This window comes from Pelagibacterium sp. H642, from assembly GCF_031202855.1.
Taxonomy (GTDB): Bacteria; Pseudomonadota; Alphaproteobacteria; order Rhizobiales; family Devosiaceae; genus Pelagibacterium.
On sequence record NZ_CP101829.1, the window covers coordinates 26350 to 44562 of the forward strand.

Genomic DNA, 18213 nt, shown 5'->3' on the forward strand with positions numbered 1-18213 from the left:
TCACCGTTGCGCAAAGTCGGGGCGATAAACCGCCCTCGCCTTTCGTCGGGCGCGGGTTCCATTCCACCCCAGCCGTCCGACGCCTGCCGAACCAAGCATTGGGTCAAACGAGGGTTAGACACATGATCAAGAAACCGACTATGGCGGCTCTCGCCGGCCTGATGGCCGCGACCGCCCTTTCGGGCGTGCCGGCGCTGCCCGCCGTGGCACAGGACGCGCCCGCCGCGCAGTGCTCGAGCTTTGCCGAAGCGCCGCAACTGGCCGAACGCGTCGCCGCCGGTGAGTTGCCGCCCGCCGCGGACCGCCTGCCGGCCAATCCGCTGGTCGTCGAAGGTCCTGACGGACCTGGCGTTTATGGCGGCGAGTTCCAGGATCGCTGGGGCGGTGGCCGTGTCGCCGACATGCGGCACTATGGCTATGAGCCGCTGGTGCGCTGGAGCGTCGATGGCTCCGAGATCGCTCCGGGCGTTGCCGAAAGCTGGGAAGTGTCCGAAGACGCCACCACATACACCTTCCACCTGCGTGAAGGCATGAAGTGGTCGGACGGCGAGGATTTCACCGCCGATGACATCCGCTACTGGTGGGAAAACATCGAGACCAACGAAAAGATCAACCCGCGCGGCCCGCGCGATATCTTCGTGGTCAATGGCGAACCCATGACCTTGACGGTGATCGACGACTATACCGTCGAGATGAGCTGGTCCCAGCCCTACGGCCTGCTGCTCCAGCACCTTGCCACCCCCTACGGCCAGCGCGTCGTGATGTTCCCCGAGCACTACGTCTCCCAATTCGACATCGACCTCAACCCCGAGGGCGTGGCCGAGATGATGGAAGAAGACGGGGAAACCGACTATACCGCCTGGTGGCGCGCCAATGTCGGCTCCTATGACGACCAGGCCCAGTTCAACGATCCCGAGCGCCCCTCGGTCATGGCCTGGGTGCCCACCGAGAGCTATCTCGACAAGCAGCGCTTCTCGTTCGAGCGCAATCCTTACTATTTCAAGGTCGATGCCGACTGTCAGCAGCTCCCCTACATGGACGCCCACACCTGGACGCTGAGCCAGGATGTGGAAGTCGATCTGCTCGCCGCGCTTCAGGGCGAAGTCTCGATGTCGGGCCGCAACGTATCGATCCCGCAGAACCGCGCCGTGTTCGTCGACGGCCAGGAACAGGGCGACTACCGCCTGATCCCGGCCCAGAGCTGCGACTTCAACAACGCCATCGTCTGGTTCTCCATGAACCATCCCGACGAAACCAAGGCTGAAGTCTTCCAGAGCAAGGACTTCCGCATCGGTCTCAGCCACGCCATCAACCGGCCCGAGATCATCGACGTGGTCTATCTGGGTCAGGGCGAGCCGTTCCAGGCCGCTCCCCTGCCGAACTCACCGTTCTACAACGAGCAACTGGCTACCCAGTACACCGAGTTCGACATGGCGCTGGCCAACGAATATCTCGACAAGATCATGCCCGAACGCGGTGCCGACGGCATGCGCCTGGCTCCGGATGGCGAGCCCTTCTCGTTCCGCGTCGGCATCAATGCCGATTTCAAGCCCGACACGGTCGATGTGTTCCAGCTCGTCGAACGCACCTGGCGCGAGGCCGGCCTGGACGTCACCATGGACTATCGTGCCAACGACCTGCATGGCACCTATGTGAACGACCCCGAGCGTGACGCCGTGGTCTGGGTGGGTGAAAACGGCTGCGGCCAGCTTCCGCTGCTCAATGCCTCGCGAATGATCAACGACGGCGGCACCACTCAATGGGCCAACTGGGATAGCTGGCGTGCCTGGGATCAGGAACGTCTGGGCGTCACCCGTGACGTTCCCGAAGGAACGGTGGCCGTCGAGCCCCCGGCCAGCATCGCTCGCCTCTATGAGCTGCGCGCCGAAATCCCCAACTCGGTCGGCGATGAGCAGGTGGCGTTGATGAACGAATTCAACGACCTTCTGGCCGATGAATTCCTCTCCATCGGCATCGCCTCTCCCGGCGGCTTCTATCGCTCGGTGGACAACAACGTCCATAACGTGCCCGAGCTGATCGAAGGCTGGTACTACCCCGGCCCGGCGCCCGCCAACTTCGAAGCCTTCTTCTACCGCGAAGACTGATCCGAGCCACTTGTCTTACACGGAGCGGCCCCACGGGGCCGCTCCGATCGATATTTTACCGGGACCGCGCCATGCTTCGTTTCATCCTGCGACGTCTCATCTACATCATACCGACGCTGATCGCCGTCTCGTTCATCTCGTTCTACGTTATCGCCCTTCCCCCCGGCGATTTCGTCGACCGGATGGCCATCGAAGCCGCCAACAAGGGCGACTACATGACCCAGGCCGAAATCGAGACCCTGCGGGAAGTCTACGGCCTCAACCAACCGCTGATCGTCCAATACTGGAGCTGGATCACCGACATCATTTTCTACGGCGATTTCGGCTATTCCTTTTCCTGGCAGCAGCCGGTCTCCGACCTCATCTGGGGCCGCCTGGGCCTTACCACCATCCTGTCGATCGCATCGCTGATCTTCATCTGGGCGGTGGCTATCCCCATCGGCATCTATTCAGCCGTCAAGCGCTACTCGCTGTCGGACTATGTATTCACCACGCTTGGCTTCATCGGCGTCGCGGTCCCCAATTTCCTGCTGGCGCTGGTGATGATGTATGTCGCCTATGCCCATTTCGGCCAGGCGGTGGGCGGGCTGTTCTCGCCCGAATATGTGGAGGCGCCCTGGTCGTGGGCCCGTGTGCTCGACCTTTTGGGGCATCTGTGGATCCCCATGGTGGTGCTGGGCACCGCCGGCACGGCCAGCGTCATCCGCACCATTCGCGCCAATCTCATCGACGAGCTTCCCCGCCCCTATGTGACGGCCGCGCGCGCCAAGGGCATGGGCGAGACCAGACTGCTCGTCAAATACCCGGCACGTCAGGCACTGAACCCCTTCGTTTCGGGGCTCAACGACATCTTCGTCGATCTGATTTCCGGCTCGACAATCGTTTCGATCGTGCTCGGGCTGCAGACCACCGGACCGCTGCTGCTCGACGCACTCAAGACCCAGGACATGCACATGGCGGCAAGCTTCATCCTGATGCTGTCGGTGCTCGGCGTCATCGGCACGCTGGTTTCCGACCTGCTGCTCGCCTGGCTCGATCCTCGCATCCGCTACGCCCAAGGATAGGCCCGATGAGCACAATTCCCTTCGGCCAGGACAAGGCCCTCCCCGACCGCACCATCGAAACCGAGATCGACGCCAGCGAGGCGGCGATCGACCGCACCGCCTATGAAGGCCAGTGGTCGCTCATGTGGCGCAAGTTCACCCGGCACAAGCTGGGTGTCGCCGGGGGTGTCGTCGTGATCGTGCTCTATATCATCGCCGCGATGCCGGAGTTCTTCTCGCCCACCGGGCCGGAGGTTTATCACCCCAGCTACACCTATGCTCCGCCGCAGCAGATCCACCTGTTTCTCGAGACCGAAACCGGCACCGAATTCCGTCCCCACGTCAAAGCCTACAATTCGGTCATCGACTACGATTCCGGCCGGCGCGTGTTCGAAACCAGCCCCGACGAAATCCACGAGATCGGGCTTTTCGTTTCCGGCGAGCCGTACCGCCTGCTCGGCCTGATCCCCACCGACATCCACCTTTTCGGAACGATCGAGGAAGGCGCGCCCTTCTATCTCGCCGGTGCCGACCGGTTGGGGCGGGACATCCTCACCCGCACCATCCACGGCGCGCGCATATCGATGACAATCGGGCTGATCGGGGTGGGGCTGAGCCTGTTCTTCGGTATCCTGATCGGCGGGATTTCGGGCTATTTCGGCGGGGTGACCGACAACGTCATCCAGCGCGTGATCGAGTTCATCCAGTCCGTGCCCTCGATCCCGCTCTGGATCGGTCTTGCCGCCGCCATTCCACTCGATACGCCACCTTTACAGGTCTATTTCTTCATCACCATCATTCTTTCGGTGATCGGCTGGACGGGGTTGGCCCGTGTCGTACGCGGACGGTTCCTCTCCATGCGCGGGGACGATTTCGTCAAGGCCGCGCGGCTCGACGGCGCCTCCACCCTGCGCGTGCTCTTCCGGCACATGCTGCCGAGCTTCACCAGCCACATCATCGCCGTGGTGACGCTTGCCATACCCTCGATGATCCTGGCGGAAACCGCCCTTTCCTATATCGGGATCGGCCTGCGCCAGCCGATCGTCTCCTGGGGCGTGCTGCTGCAGGAAGCCCAGAACGTGCGCACCATTGCCGGCGCGCCCTGGCTGATGCTGCCCGGCGCGGCGGTGATCATCGCCGTTCTCGCTCTCAATTTCCTCGGTGACGGCCTGCGCGACGCGGCCGACCCCTATCAGAACTGACGCCCACCATGACTGCACCCTCACCCCTCGTCCGGATCGACGACCTCAAGGTCGATTTCGACCTGCCCCGCCAGACCGTCACCGTGGTCGACGGCGTCTCGCTCACCATTCCCCGTGGCAAGACCCTGTGCCTTGTCGGTGAAAGCGGTTGCGGCAAATCGGTGACGGCCAAGGCGCTGCTGCGCCTGGTGGAAAATCCCGGCCGCATCGCCGGGGGGTCGATCACGCTGGATCGGGAAGACGGACCCGTCGATATCGCCGCCCTCGCCCCCAACGACAAGCTGCTGCGCCAGATCCGGGGCGGCGAGATCGCGCTGATCCATCAGGAGCCGATGAGCTTTCTTTCCCCGCTCTATACGATCGGCAACCAGATCAGCGAAGGGCTGATGCTGCACCGCAAGGTGAGCAAGGCCGAGGCCCGCCACATCGGCATCGAGACGCTGCGTGAAGTCGGCATGCCGGACCCTGAAGCCAAGTTCGACCGCTACACCTTCCAGCTCTCGGGCGGGCAGCGTCAGCGCGCCATGATTGCCATGGCTTTAGTCAGCAAGCCGAAGCTGCTGATCGCCGACGAGCCTACGACCGCGCTCGATGTCACCACGCAAGCCAATATCCTCGACCTGCTGCGCCGGCTGCAGGAAACCGAGGACATGGCCGTGCTGTTCATCACCCACGATCTCGGCGTGGTCGAGGAAATCGCCGACGAAGTGGCCGTGATGTATCTGGGCAAGATCGTCGAGCAGGGACCGGTCGACGAAGTGCTTTCCAACCCACGGCACCCTTATACGCGCGGCCTTCTTGCCTCGATGCCGCGCCTCGAAGGCGATTTCAAGGCTCCGCTTAGTGCCATTCGCGGCATGGTGCCCACCCCCGCCAACCGTCCGAAAGGATGCCCGTTCCACACGCGCTGCGCGCTGGCCATCGAGGGTGTTTGCGATGCGCGGATGCCGGCGGCAACAATGGTGGAGAGCGGCCACATGGTCGCCTGCCACGCGGCGGACGAAACCGCCGCACCGGTATCGACGCCCGCGATCGCGGCCGTGCCGACGCCTGCCGCCGCGAACGCCAGAGACGATACGCCGCTTCTCAAGGTGGAGAATCTCTCGAAATTCTTCCCCATCAAGGCCGGCTTTCTCGAACGCACGGTTGGCCATGTGCGGGCGGTGAGCGATATTTCCTTCGAGATCGGGCATGGCGAGACCCTGGGGCTGGTCGGGGAAAGCGGCTGCGGGAAATCGACCCTCGCCCAGACCCTGATCGGCATCCACCGCGCCGATGCGGGCAAGGTGACCTTCGCCGGCCGGGAGGGTCCGGTCGACGTGCTCTCGGCGCGCGGCGGCGTGGCCAAGGCGTTGCGCAGCGACATGCGCATGGTGTTCCAGGACCCCTCCGGCTCGCTCAACCCGAGGCTCCGGGTACGCGACATCATCGGGGAGGTTCTGGAGGTCAACACCTCGCTCTCGCGCGGCCAGATCGACGCGCGGGTCAAGGAATTGCTTGGTGAGGTGGGGCTGAGCGCCGATTATGCGGGCCGCTATCCGCACGCCTTTTCCGGCGGCCAGCGCCAGCGCGTCGCCATTGCCCGGGCGCTGGCATCCGATCCCCGGCTGGTGATCGCCGACGAGGCGGTGTCCGCGCTCGACGTTTCGGTGCAGACCCAGATCATCAACCTCATGAAGCGGCTGCAACGCCAGCATGGGCTCACCTACCTTTTCGTCTCCCACGATTTGGGGGTGATCGCCAACATCTCGGACCGCGTGGCGGTGATGTATGCGGGGCGGATCGTCGAGATCGGGCGGACCGAGGATATCTTCTATCGCCCGCAGCATCCCTATACCGAGGCGCTGCTTGCGGCCATTCCGGGACGGTCGCGGCGCGGAGTGGCGGGCAAACGCATCGAGGGGCACGCACCCGCCGATGGCGCGAGCGAACAGGGCTGCGCCTTTGCCAGCCGCTGCCCCTACGCTCAACCGGCCTGCCGGGCGAGCGTTCCGGCGCTGGCGCAGTCGGTGTCCGGGCAGGATGTGGCGTGTCACCGGGCCGCCGAGCTCGATCTTTCCTCGCCCGTGCGCGCGGCGTAACCCCTGTTTCAGAGTCCTCCGAATGCATCCGCTCGTCGCTCCGGCGCTGTTGTTTTTGTCCAACGCGCTCATGCACATCACGCTGTTCATCCGCCTGCCGGAGATTGCCACCGGCGCCGGGCTGGACAAGGCCGAACTGGGGCTCGCCATGCTGGCGGGGACGGTCGGCACGCTGCTGGCGCTGCCCATCGCCGGCACGGTGACCGACCGGCTGACGCCGCGGGTGGCGGCCGCCTCCATGCTGTGCGCCAACGCGGCGATGATGCCGCTGTTCGCGCTGGTGCCGGGCTGGGCGATTCCGGTTATGTTTGCGGTCTATACCTTCGTCCGCTCGATCCTCGAGGTGGCCCAGAACATGGTGGCGATCGGGATCGAGCACCGGACGGGGAAATCGGTGCTTTCGCGCAGTCACGGGTTCTGGTCGGTGGGGCTGCTGGTGGGCTCGCTGCTGGCGGGGGCTATCGCGGGGGTCGGGACGGTTCCGGCGCTGCACCAGGCGATCATCAGCGGGTTGGTGCTGGTGTTGATGGCCGGGTTCCTCGCCATCGCGCCGCGTTCGGTTCCGCTGTCGCGGCTGCCGGGAGCGGAGCGCGGGCCGTTGTTTGCCGTGCCGACCATTCCCGTGCTGCTGGTCTGCGCCATGGTGATCGGGATTTCGCTCACCGAGGGCACGGTTTACGATTGGTCGGTGTTCTATCTTCAGGAGGTGGTGGGGATCGACGTGGCGACGGCGGGGGTGGTTTTCGCCGCCTTTACCGTGGGCATGGGCGGGACGCGGATGGTTGGCGATATGCTGCGGGCGCGGTTTTCGGGAATGGTTCTGGTTCGCGGGAGCGCGCTGGTCTGCATCGCCGGCATGACGACGCTGCTGCTGGCAGAGGGTCCGATCGTCGCCGGGCTGGGGTTGTTCATGTTGGGGGCGGGCGTGGCGCTCAATGCGCCGCTGGGGGTCACCGTCATCTCGCGGCTGCCGGGGCGGTCGCCGTCGCAGAACATGGCGGCGATGTCGCTGGCCATGCTGATCGCCACCTTCGGGGTGCCGGCGGGCTTTGGCTATGTCGCCGAATATGTGGGGCTCGCGGCGGTGTTTGCCGGGCTCATTCCCCTTCTGGTCCTCAGTTTCCTCATGGCGCCGGTCGCCGGGCGGTTCCGGCCCCGGGACGCCCAGCCGCAGCCGGCTTGAGCGGTCACATCGCTGTCACCCACCGGTGTGATATAGCGCCTTTCGGCGGTGAGACATGACTAAGAGCACGACACCGGAAAGGCTTCGGACCGCCTGCGAGGAGCTGCTCAGGGCCGCCAGTCGGCCCGAGGAGGTGACCGTGCGCGGCATCGCCGAGCGCGCCGGCACCAATATCGGGGCCATCAACTATCATTTCGGCAATGTCGATCACCTGATCGTCACCGTCGCCGAGCGGGTTTATCGCCGCCTCAATGCCGAGCGGCTGACACTGCTTCATGCGGCCCAGCAGCGTGCCCATCCCGGACCGGCGGCGGTCGAGGACCTGATCGAAGCGCTGATCGGCCCCTCGATCCGCTGGAGCCTCGATCGCGATTCGCGCTATGGCGTGCTGCGGCATATGACCACTCTGGCGCAATCAAGCGGCCACCCGGAGGTCTTCAAGCCGATGATCGAGGATATCGATCACCACCGCCTGTTCATTCCCCATTTCCGCAAGATCGCGCCCTGGTTGAGCGATGTCGAGATCGGCTTCCGCATCTCCTGCCTGCTGGGCGTCCGCTCGCAGATGACGCGCAGCCGGGAGCGGACCGACGAACTCACCGGCCACGCGCTCGATCTTGCCGATCCCGAAATCGTCATCGCCCAGGTTATCGCCGCCACCGCGCCCATGTTCACGGCCCGTCCGGGCAAACATTCAAACGCTGTTCCAAACTCGTCACGCCACTGAGACCGGTTCGGCGTAGGTCGTGCTCGACAACAAGGAGCACGACGCATGGGCGAAACCACTTTCATCCACATCACCGATCTCCATATCGGCAACCCTGCCGTCCCCGACGACCATCTGTTCTCCGATACCTCGGCAACGCTGACCCGCGTGCTCGAGATGATCGGCACCATGGACCAGACGCCTCGGTTCATCGTCGCCAGCGGCGATCTCACCAATCGCGGCGATGTCGAGAGCTACTATCAGCTCAAGGCGATCATGGCGGCCACCGATCTTCCCGTCATCTACGCGCTCGGCAATCACGACACCCGCGAGGGCTTCTATCGCGGCATGCTCGAGCGGAGCACCGATCTCGACGCGCCGTACGACCACGACCAGGTCATCGCTGGCGTCCATATCATCACGCTCGATACCACCACGCCCGGCCAGATCGGCGGCAGCCTCACGCCCGAGCAATTCGATTGGCTGGCCGGAAAGCTCGACGCCCATCCCGAACTCCCAAAGCTGATCGTAGCCCACCACGCGCCCGCGCTCGGCGATAACCCGCCGTGGGACCATTGGCGCACCATCGATTTCGACCAGTCCCAGAAACTGGCGCAGCTTTTGAAAGGCCGTAACATCCTGGGCATTCTCTCCGGCCACATCCACCACGACCGCTTCTCGGTCTGGCACGGCATTCCGGTGATCGTGGGCATGGGCCAGCATGCGGCCACCGACATCCTCACCCTCGATGTGCTGCGCATGGTCGATGGCGGCTCGTTCGGCATCGGCACGATCCGGTCGTCCGGTCTCACCATGGCGCTTGTGCCCCTGCCCCAGACCCGCACCGAACTCAACCGTTACGACCTCTCCGCCCTGCGCGCCAAGCAGGAAGCGGCTTTGGCCGAAGCGGCAAAATAATCCTCCCCACCACAAGGATGCTCAACCAATGATAAAGCGCACTTTTCTCAAGCTGATGGCCGCCGCCGGACTTGCGGCCACTGCTCTTACCGGCACGGCCTTCGCCCAGATGGCCGACGAAATCACCGAACCGGTGACCATCACCTTCTACAACTACAATCTGGCCTCCGCGAGCGCCGGCGCCGACGCCACGCGCGAGCTGATCGCCCGCTTCGAGGAAGAAAATCCACTTATCACCGTCGAGACCATCGCGGTTCCTTCCAACGAGATCATCACGCGCATCCAGGCCGACATGGCCGCCGGCCGCCAGCCCGACGTCGCCCAGCTCGTCTTCCGCGACCTCATCTATCTTTCCACCGATCTCGGCGCCAATCCGCTCGAGGACATGGCCGGTCCCGAAGGCTATGCCGAGCTCACCGAAGGCATGATTCCGCAGGGGCTGGAACTGGGTAAGGTCGACGGCAAGACCTATGGGTTGGCCTACACCTTCTCCACCCCGATCCTTTACTACAATGCCGACCTGTTCCGCGAAGCGGGCCTCGATCCCGACCAGCCGCCCCAGACCTGGGAAGAGGTCAAGGAAGCGGCCGAAGCGATCGTCGCCAACACCGATGCCGAGGGGTTCTTTCCCGGCGCCTACGGCCCGGCCGACGGCACCTTCGTCTATCAGGCGATCCTGATGTCCAATGGCGGCATGGTGCGCGAGGACAATACGCTCACCTTCGCCAACCAGGAAGGCATCGAGGCGGTTCAGATGCTGCGCGACATGGTCGATAGCGGCGCCCATGCCCGCATCGACCCGGCGACCCCCAGCGAGGCCATGGCCGCCGGAGAGTTGGGCATGTTCCTTTACACCAGTGCGCTGCAGAACAGCCTTTCGGCTTCCGCCGAGGGCAATTGGGAGCTGCGCGTGGCCGCCATGCCGGCCTTTGGCGACAAGCCGACCGCCCCGACCAATTCGGGCAGCGCGCTCTTCACCTTCTCGCAGGACCCGATCAAGCAGCGCGCCTCCTACGAGCTGATGAAGTTCCTCACCTCCGACTATGGCTACACGATCATCACCAGCAAGATCGGCTATCTGCCGCTGCGCCTCGATATCGTCGACGATCCGGAATTCCTCGGCCCCTGGACCGCTGAAAATCCGCTAATCCGTCCCAATCTCGAACAGCTCGAGCGGCTCACCCCCAATGTCGCCTTCCCCGGCCAGAACTACCGGCAGGCCGAGTCGATGATGAAGGACGCGGTGACCGAAGCCGTGCTCGGCACCGGCGATGTGGCCGAAGTGCTCACATCCGCCCAGGATATCGCCCAGACCCTGATGCCGTAAGGCCCACCGGCGCGGGTGGCCCTGCCCCCGCGCCCCCTCCCTTTCCCAACCGATTGGAGACTGCCATGTCCCTGGCGCCGGCGCGTCACTGGGCCCTTCCCGGCGCGCACAATATTCGAGATCTCGGCGGCTATAGCACGGCCAAGGGTGGGACCACCCAACGGCGCCGCATCCTGCGCGGGGAATCCCTGCACTATCTCGACGCCGAAGCCATCGACGAGTTGGCCTCCAACAACCTGGCACTGGTGGTCGATCTTCGCGGCCGGCACGAAACCGGGCTGGCGCGGCACCCATTCTCGTCCCATCCGCGCGTCGCCTATCGCAATATCGCCCTGTTCGAGGCTCTGCCCCGCATCACCCTTGCCGAAACACCCTTCGACATGGCGCAGCGCTATTGCAACGCGCTGGACCGCTGCGGCCCGCGCTTTGCCGAGGTCTTGCGCGCCATTATCGATGCTCCGCCCGGCCTTGTGCTTTTCCATTGCACGGCCGGCAAGGACCGGACAGGCATCGTCGCGGCCCTGGTGCTGTCGGCATGCGGTGTCGGCCAATCCGACGTCATCGCCGACTACGCCCTCACCGCTGCCGCGCATGGCCTCATCGACCATTTGCGTGAACGCGCACTTGCCGGCGGAGGGGAACCCGAACACATCGAGCGCGTGCTCGCCAGCGATGCCGAAACCATGCGGGCCATGCTCACCTATCTGAAGGATGCCCATGGCGGCATCGGCGCCTATCTCAAGGCAATCGGGCTGACGCCGGACGAAATGGAAAAACTGGCGAACCGCCTCTGCGGCTGAGCCGTCACCACTTAATGCGCAATGGCGACCACCTCATCGATCGCCGCCCGGCTGACCGGCTTATGGAGTACCGCCGTCTCCTCGAACTTGCCCTCCAGCCCCGCGCGTCCATAGCCGGTGACGAAAGCGAAGGGAATGCCGCGCTCCTGGAGCACCTTGGCAATGGGAAAGCTCTTCTGTTCGCCCAGGTTCACGTCGAGAAAGGCGAAGCTGAATTCCCGGTCGTTGACCAGCGCCAGGCTGGAATCGACGTTGGAGGCCGTATGGATCGATCGGAAGCCAAGCCGCTGCAACTCATCCTGCAGCATCCAGAGGACGAGAAATTCGTCGTCGATGATCAGGATGGGGGCATCGGCTGGCAGGTAGTGAACATTCATAAAGGTCAAACCGCTGTTTCGCCTGACGTTGCGGCAAGAGGGAATCGCGCGGCGAAGCGCAGCCCATGCGAGGCATAGTCGAGCACGACGTCGGCGTTCAGTTCATGCCGGAGTGCATTTCGGATCATGTGGGTTCCAAATCCCTCGCGTTTTGGAATGGTAACGGCCGGCCCGCCATTTTCTTCCCATCGGAGTTCGACCTGATCTCCCATCACCGCCCAACTGACCCTGACGCTGCCTCCGGTTCCCGATAGCGCCCCGTATTTGGCGGCATTGGTCGCCAGTTCGTGCAACGCCATGGCCAGTGCATTGGTCTGACGCAGCGTCAACTCGAGTTGGGGACCCTGCGCCATTTCGATCCGGGCCGCATCGCCCCGAAACGGACCGAGGACAGCTTCGAGCATGGTGTTCAAGGGTGCGCCGCGCCAGCCATTCCGGGTCAGCAGATCCTGGCTGACGATCAACGCCCCGATGCGCTGGCGGAACAGCGTGAGCTGATTGTCGGCATTGGGCAGAGCATCGAAAGTTTGGGAGGCGATGGCCTGCACGGTCGCCAGAAGGTTCTTGGTGCGATGGTTGAGTTCGTTGACAAGAACCTCCTTGAGTTCCTCCTCGCGCTTGCGCTCGGTAATATCGCGGGCGATCTTGGACGCCCCCACGATCTCGCCGCGACTGTTGCGCAATGGGGAAACGGTGATCGACACATGGATCCGTCGCCCATCCTTTCTCACCCGAACGGTATCGAAATGCTCCACGCGCTCGCCGCGCCTGATCTTGCCGATGATCTCGACTTCTTCGCTCTGCAGTTCCTGCGGGATGATCGTGGTGATGGAACGGCCGATGATCTCCTCAGCCTTATAGCCGAAGATCCGCTCGGCCGCCGCATTCCAGGAGTTGATGATACCATTGAGGTTCTTGCTCACGATCGCGTCATTGGATGACGCGACGATCGCGGCAAGCCTCGCCAGCTCGATTTCGGTCTCGATATAAGGCTCTTGAGCGAGCACTGCCATTGGTCTTTCCCCTGCCCCGATCCCTGCTTGGTACGCCAATACCCGCGCCGAACGGGACCCTGCCCGTGCACGTTACAAATTGCTGATCCACGGGGCGTTTTCCCACGCTCCCGAACCCGGTTCGTTTCACGCAACGTCGACGCGAGCCGTTTTGTTCCTGCAGATAACTGTTTTCAACCCCTTGAGTTCGGTTGACATGGAATTTTCTCGCGCAATTTTGAGAAAGTTCCGATTCGCCAACGGCGACCAATCGTGTTAACAATTTCTTGCCGGAAGGCCCCGGCACTGAGGCGGCAAACAGGCGAGGCCATCATGACGATCCTCCTGCTCGAGGACGAGACCCTCATCGCGCTTGATCTGCAATACGCCCTGGAGGCCGCCGGCCACAGCGTGACGGCCCTTTCCTCCAATCAGGCCGCCTATGCATGGCTGGACGACAACACCCCCTCGGCGGCCATCATCGACCTCAAGCTGCGCGACGGCGACAGCCGCGCGCTGGCGGATCGTCTCGCCAACTCCCAGATCCCCATGGTCATCTACACCGGCCACGACATCGAAAATACCGATCTCGCCGCATCCCTGCGCCAGGTGCCGATCCTCAAAAAGCCGGCCGATCAGGAAGGCATCGTGGCCACGCTGCATGCCCAGCTCGCCGCAGTCGCTTAGCTGGTCGATCGAGGATTGATCGAGATCAATTCCGAACCCAGCGGCCAGGATTATCGTTGTCGCGCAAACAGGGAGATTGCGGAATGTACAAACACCTCCTCATCGCAACCGACGGATCGGAACTCTCCACCAAGGGCCTCGATCATGGTCTCGAACTCGCCAAGCAGCTCGGCGCCAGGGTGACCATCGTGACGGTCACCGACATGTGGGCATCCGGCGCGCTTGCCGCTGCCGGTCCGGCCACGATTGCCGAATACGAGGAGTCCATGCGCAATGCGGTCAAGGACATCCTGGCCGAAGCGGAGCGCTTCGCGACCCAGAGCGGGGTTCCGCACGAGACCCTGCACATCCCCAACCGTTACGCGGCCGATGCCATCGTCGAGACGGCCCAGGAGATCGGCGCCGATCTCATCGTCATGGCCTCCCATGGCCGGCGCGGGTTCCGAAAGATGCTGCTGGGCAGCCAGACTACCGAGGTTCTCACCACCAGCACGGTTCCGGTGCTCGTGGTGCGATAGCGTCAGGCGTAGGCAACCCAGCCGCGAAAGCTCAGCCCGGCATAGAACAGGCTCACGCCGGAAAATCCCGCCTCGCGCAGCATCGCTTCTTCCTCCTGCGGGTCCAATATGGTCAGCCGCGTGGCGATCGCCTGGCGCGCGCTTTCGCGGCTGGCCGCATCCATCCCCTCGGCAGCGCCATAAGCGACATGCCGGGCGATCCACAGGGATCGCTCGGGCTCAGTCTGCGGGAAGCTGATATGGGCGACGATGAAGGGCGCATCCGGGCGCAGCCGGCGCCGAACCTGCCGCAGCGTTTCGAGCCGCTCCCCGCGCGGCACGAAATGCAGCGTGAGCAGGCACACGGCGGCGTCGAACGGGCCTTCGGGGGCCACTCCGATATAGCCTTCGTGCAGGCGAATCCGCTCCGCATGGGGTTCGGTCATGTGTTCGGCCAGGTGGATCATATCGGCCGACGGGTCCACGCCGTCGAACGTCCAGCCGGGTTGCGCCTCGGCAAACGCCTTGAGTTCGAGCCCGCCGCCGGCGCCGAGCACCAGGATGCGGCCGTCGGCAGGCACCCGCTCGTTCATCAGCAGCACGGCCATGCGGTGCAGGCTCGCAAAGCCCGGCACCTGGCGCGGCGGGCGCTCGGCATAGGCCCTGGCTGCTGGCCCAGCGAAATAGTTCGTTTGCATCAGGAGGCTCACGTTATGGCGAAACACACGTAACTATCGATGTTTCATGAGTGAGCGTCAAGACGTGGCGCTCTGGCGGATTATTTCCTCCTCCAGGCACTATTGCCGGATCTCTCAGATGCTCACTTTGCCCGGCCCCCACGAGCCTTTGATGTCTGGCCGCTACTGCTCCGGCTCGCTCCCGACGCGCGGATGCTCGAGCGTGTCACCGGCCTCGATGCCCAGTTCCGCCGCGCGGCCGCCGGGGATTTCCAGCACAAAGCGCACCGGTTCGCCGGACGGGATCGACGTGCGGTCCATGGGCACGGCCTGTGCATGCACGCGCGCGATGGTGCCATCGGCCTTGATGAAGATCATGTCGAGCGGGATCAGCGTGTTCTGCATCCAGAACGCCACCGGCCGCTCGTTGAAGAAGTCGAACAGCATCCCGGCGTCCGGCGCCAGTTCCTCGCGGAACATCAGGCCGCGCGAGCGCTCGGCATCGTCATCGGCGATTTCGACAGTGAACCGGTGGCTTTCGTCGCCCGAATGGATCACCGCGACGCTTTCGTCAGCCGCTTCACTCCCCTGGTCCTGCGCCATGGCGGGTCCCATCAGCGTCAACGCCGCAAGGAGAAGGGAAAACACGCGGCGCGCGGAAGCCATCATCATCAACTCACCAGTTCAGGCCCAGGACATCGCTGCCAACGCTACGGCCTCAATGCGACGATGGTGCGTCGCCCCAGCCATCGGGCCGGATTTCGGCAACCATCAGCCCCTTCGGCCCATCGCCATAGCGTGCCAGAACGAACTGGCCGGGCCGCAATTCGGTCAACCCGAAGCGCCGCAGCGTTTCCATATGGATGAAAATGTCAGGATGCCCCTCACCCGCCGAAAGGAATCCGAAGCCGCGCACCCTGTTGAACCACTTCACCTCCAGCCGCTCGAGCTTGGAGGTGGGTTCCACCTGCACATGGGTGCGCGCCGCCGGCATTTGCGCCGGATGCCGGGCCGTGGATTCGTCCATGGAGAGGATGCGGAAGGCCTGCAGCCCGCCAGGGCGGTTGAGCGCCTCGACGACGATGCGGGCGCCTTCATAGGCGGTTTGATAGCCGTCGCGGCGCAGGCAGGTCACGTGCAGCAGCACGTCCGCCCCGCCACCGTCGGGCACGATGAATCCGAAGCCCTTGCCCGCGTCGAACCATTTGATGGTTCCGGCGAGTTCGATGACATCGAAATCGGTTCCAGTGTTCTGAAATCCTCCGTCGGCACCGGGGCTGCGCGCGTCTCGCCGCGCCTCGTCCCCAGTGTTCGGTCCGGTGCCGGAAGTGTCCTTCGCCCCCATGCTCAACGCCTTTTCCACACACGGCCCCGCAAATGCAGGTACTCTTACAACTTGAGGCAGTGTGGCCGATTCAGAACCAAAAGTTAAGAACCATTCATAATTTAATTGCCACCAATTAACCATAATGCTGGCCGGCCCTTCTTGGCCTTGTCTCAACCCTTCTGCTAACGTCCGCCTCCCGGCCCTGCCGGGCCTTCTGACAAACCGGAGCCTTGCCCGTGAAATATCTCCACACAATGGTCCGCGTTTCCTCGATCGAGGACAGCCTGCGCTTTTATTGCGAAGGTCTCGGTCTGGTCGAATCGCGCCGCACTGAAAACGAAAAAGGTCGCTATACGCTCATCTTCCTCAACGCTCCGGGGCAGGAAGACGCCCAGGTGGAGCTCACCTTCAACTGGGATCCCGAGGAATATTCGGGCGGCCGCAATTTCGGTCATCTGGCCTATCGGGTCGACGACATCTACGCCCTCTGCCAGCATCTTTCCGACATGGGCTACACCATCAACCGCCCGCCGCGCGATGGCCACATGGCCTTCGTCAAATCCCCGGATGGCATTTCGGTCGAGCTGATCCAGGACGGCCATCTCGAGCCGGCCGAACCCTGGGCTTCCATGCCCAATACCGGCACATGGTAAACGCGTAACGCAACGTTAACTACGCCTATTGACCGGCGGTTAGGCAACCGCCGGTATTTTCATTCCGTGGTTTGGGTACAACACCCCCGGCACGGAAGTTGTTTTTATGCGTACCATCTCCAGTCTGATCGTCATGGTGTGCCTGCTCGGCGCCTGCGCTCCGATGGCCATGTTCGCCTCGGGAAGCGGCGCGGGCTATCAGGGCCTGCGGACCGATTGGGGCACCTATGTCTCTCACTCCAATGTCAACGCCTTTTGCCTCTCTCCCAAGCTGCGGCTGCTGATCTGGGACATCGAAGGTCATTTCGGGAAAAAGGTGGTGATGAATTCGGGCTACCGCACGCCCTGGCACAATGCTGCCGTGGGGGGCGCGGAATCGTCGATGCACACCAAATGCATGGCCGCCGATTTCTATATTCCCGGCGTCGAGAAGTCCCGCATTATCGCCTATGCGCGCAACAACGGCCTGGTCGGCGGGCTCGGCTGCTATCCGGGACGCAATTTCGTTCACGTCGACGTCCGCGACCGTCCACGCGGCTATCGCGGCCCGGTCACCTTCAGCGGCTGTTGAAATCAAAATAAATTCGATTTTGGGTATTGCGCATTCGCAATGCCCCCCCTATACACCCGCTCACCGGCTGGAACGGTTCTCCGAAACAGCCTTGCGCGCCCTTCGTCTAGCGGTCTAGGACGCCGCCCTTTCACGGCGGAAACACGGGTTCGAGTCCCGTAGGGCGCGCCACTCTTCCCCTCCGGGAAGGCGGCCAGTTTTCCATTGCCATTGTCAGCGCTTGCCGTTATCAATGCCGCCGACAAACGGTCCGACAACGGGTCACTTTGCTAGCGCCCTTCGTCTAGCGGTCAGGACGCCGCCCTCTCACGGCGGTAACACGGGTTCGAGTCCCGTAGGGCGCGCCATTTCTTCTCTCTCCACCAATGTTGCGGTAGTCGCCGCCCCAAGGATTTTCAGCTATCCGGCGTCAATGCGCCGTGATGCAATTAACATTGCTTATCGAGGGGATCGCCCGTCACACCGGCGCGTTGTGGCAAGGCTCACCGGAGCCGCAAATGTCGAGAAACAGTCCCAGCCACCACTCATCTCCCCAGCTTAACGCTTCGCTCGAGCGGAACATCAGTTCGCTGCTCGAACGCCGGCGGCGCATGGCGGCCAAGGCTTCGCTGCAGGATCGGCTGGCGGCGCGGATCAGCGACTTCGCCGGCAGCATGATCTTCGTTTATATCCATATCCTCCTGTTCGGCGGCTGGATCTTGATCAATGTGGGCCTGCTGCCCGTCATCCGCGCCTGGGACCCTTCCCTGGTCGTTCTGGCCATGGTGGCCTCGGTCGAAGCGATCTTTCTTTCGACCTTCGTGCTCATCAACCAGAATCGCATGGCCGCCGCCGATGCCGAGCGCGCCGAACTCGATCTGCAGATTAACCTGCTCAACGAGCACGAAACCACCAAGCTCATCACTCTAGTCGATGCCATTGCCCACCAGATGGGCGTGAAGACAATGGCCGACGATGAAGTTGAAGAACTCAAGCGCGATGTTTCGCCCGAGACGGTCCTTGACCGCCTCGAACAATCGAGCGCCAAACGCTGACCAACGGCCGGCATAATCCGATCTGCCACAAGT

At 63.4% G+C, this 18213-nt stretch carries 19 protein-coding genes and 2 tRNA genes; 16 read left to right on the forward strand and 5 right to left on the reverse strand.

Translation table 11 applies throughout. From position 1 onward, the window contains the following. Positions 1-122: 122 nt before the first annotated feature. The 9 genes from NO934_RS00130 to NO934_RS00170 all read left to right on the forward strand — a co-directional run bounded on the left by NO934_RS00130 (position 123) and on the right by NO934_RS00170 (position 11365). Positions 123-2105 (forward strand): ABC transporter substrate-binding protein, encoded by a 1983-nt coding sequence (locus NO934_RS00130; RefSeq protein ID WP_309161458.1) that lies wholly within the window; start codon positions 123-125, stop codon positions 2103-2105. 71 nt (positions 2106-2176) lie between these two features. Beyond that, positions 2177-3169: an ABC transporter permease gene (locus tag NO934_RS00135; protein ID WP_309161459.1), complete on the forward strand. Its 993-nt coding sequence runs from the start codon at positions 2177-2179 to the stop codon at positions 3167-3169. Between the two features lie 5 nt (positions 3170-3174). After that, entirely contained in the window at positions 3175-4350 is a 1176-nt protein-coding gene (locus NO934_RS00140) for an ABC transporter permease (protein ID WP_309161461.1), read from the forward strand. Positions 4351-4358: 8 nt separating this feature from the next. Further along, on the forward strand, positions 4359-6431 hold the full coding sequence (locus NO934_RS00145; protein WP_309161463.1) for an ABC transporter ATP-binding protein: 2073 nt from the start codon (positions 4359-4361) through the stop codon (positions 6429-6431). Positions 6432-6453: 22 nt separating this feature from the next. After that, positions 6454-7614 (forward strand): MFS transporter, encoded by a 1161-nt coding sequence (locus NO934_RS00150; RefSeq protein ID WP_309161464.1) that lies wholly within the window; start codon positions 6454-6456, stop codon positions 7612-7614. Positions 7615-7669: 55 nt separating this feature from the next. Beyond that, entirely contained in the window at positions 7670-8341 is a 672-nt protein-coding gene (locus tag NO934_RS00155; RefSeq protein ID WP_309161465.1) for a TetR/AcrR family transcriptional regulator, read from the forward strand. Between the two features lie 45 nt (positions 8342-8386). After that, positions 8387-9238: a metallophosphoesterase gene (locus NO934_RS00160; RefSeq protein WP_309161466.1), complete on the forward strand. Its 852-nt coding sequence runs from the start codon at positions 8387-8389 to the stop codon at positions 9236-9238. A 28-nt stretch (positions 9239-9266) separates the two neighbouring features. Next, complete coding sequence (locus tag NO934_RS00165) at positions 9267-10565, forward strand: ABC transporter substrate-binding protein (RefSeq protein ID WP_309161467.1); 1299 nt, start codon at positions 9267-9269, stop codon at positions 10563-10565. 65 nt (positions 10566-10630) lie between these two features. Then, positions 10631-11365, forward strand: a complete 735-nt coding sequence (locus NO934_RS00170) for a tyrosine-protein phosphatase (RefSeq protein ID WP_309161468.1) — start codon at positions 10631-10633, stop codon at positions 11363-11365. 11 nt (positions 11366-11376) lie between these two features. Here the strand turns inward: NO934_RS00170 and NO934_RS00175 are convergent, their stop codons facing one another. Together NO934_RS00175 and NO934_RS00180 are read right to left on the reverse strand one after the other, a co-directional pair. Then, positions 11377-11742 carry a response regulator gene (locus NO934_RS00175; protein WP_309163769.1) on the reverse strand — a complete coding sequence of 122 codons (366 nt, stop codon included), beginning with the start codon at positions 11740-11742 and terminating at the stop codon, positions 11377-11379. 5 nt (positions 11743-11747) lie between these two features. Beyond that, positions 11748-12755 (reverse strand): PAS domain S-box protein, encoded by a 1008-nt coding sequence (locus NO934_RS00180; RefSeq protein WP_309161469.1) that lies wholly within the window; start codon positions 12753-12755, stop codon positions 11748-11750. 312 nt (positions 12756-13067) lie between these two features. Here NO934_RS00180 and NO934_RS00185 point away from each other — a divergent pair, with 312 nt between their 5' ends. Both NO934_RS00185 and NO934_RS00190 read left to right on the forward strand, forming a co-directional pair. After that, positions 13068-13421, forward strand: a complete 354-nt coding sequence (locus NO934_RS00185; protein WP_309161470.1) for a response regulator — start codon at positions 13068-13070, stop codon at positions 13419-13421. 83 nt (positions 13422-13504) lie between these two features. Further along, positions 13505-13939: a universal stress protein gene (locus NO934_RS00190; protein WP_309161471.1), complete on the forward strand. Its 435-nt coding sequence runs from the start codon at positions 13505-13507 to the stop codon at positions 13937-13939. 2 nt (positions 13940-13941) lie between these two features. Here the strand turns inward: NO934_RS00190 and NO934_RS00195 are convergent, their stop codons facing one another. The 3 genes from NO934_RS00195 to NO934_RS00205 form a co-directional block, all read right to left on the reverse strand. After that, the gene (locus NO934_RS00195; RefSeq protein ID WP_309161472.1) at positions 13942-14616 is read right to left on the reverse strand and encodes a methyltransferase; all 675 of its coding nucleotides are present in this window, start codon (positions 14614-14616) and stop codon (positions 13942-13944) included. A gap of 162 nt (positions 14617-14778) precedes the next feature. Further along, the gene (locus tag NO934_RS00200) at positions 14779-15267 is read right to left on the reverse strand and encodes a DUF192 domain-containing protein (RefSeq protein ID WP_309161473.1); all 489 of its coding nucleotides are present in this window, start codon (positions 15265-15267) and stop codon (positions 14779-14781) included. 46 nt (positions 15268-15313) lie between these two features. After that, complete coding sequence (locus tag NO934_RS00205; RefSeq protein WP_309161474.1) at positions 15314-15940, reverse strand: cold-shock protein; 627 nt, start codon at positions 15938-15940, stop codon at positions 15314-15316. Between the two features lie 218 nt (positions 15941-16158). On the opposite strand from NO934_RS00205, the gene NO934_RS00210 reads away from it, so the two are divergent. From NO934_RS00210 to NO934_RS00230, 5 genes are all read left to right on the forward strand, one after another. Further along, complete coding sequence (locus NO934_RS00210) at positions 16159-16575, forward strand: VOC family protein (RefSeq protein ID WP_309161475.1); 417 nt, start codon at positions 16159-16161, stop codon at positions 16573-16575. A gap of 106 nt (positions 16576-16681) precedes the next feature. Further along, positions 16682-17146 (forward strand): D-Ala-D-Ala carboxypeptidase family metallohydrolase, encoded by a 465-nt coding sequence (locus tag NO934_RS00215; protein WP_309161476.1) that lies wholly within the window; start codon positions 16682-16684, stop codon positions 17144-17146. 95 nt (positions 17147-17241) lie between these two features. After that, positions 17242-17317: transfer RNA gene (locus tag NO934_RS00220), tRNA-Glu, on the forward strand. 101 nt (positions 17318-17418) lie between these two features. Continuing rightward, positions 17419-17493, forward strand: a tRNA-Glu gene (locus tag NO934_RS00225). A 150-nt stretch (positions 17494-17643) separates the two neighbouring features. After that, positions 17644-18180, forward strand: coding sequence for a DUF1003 domain-containing protein (locus NO934_RS00230; protein WP_309161477.1), 537 nt, complete (start codon positions 17644-17646; stop codon positions 18178-18180). The last annotated feature ends 33 nt before the right edge of the window (positions 18181-18213 follow it).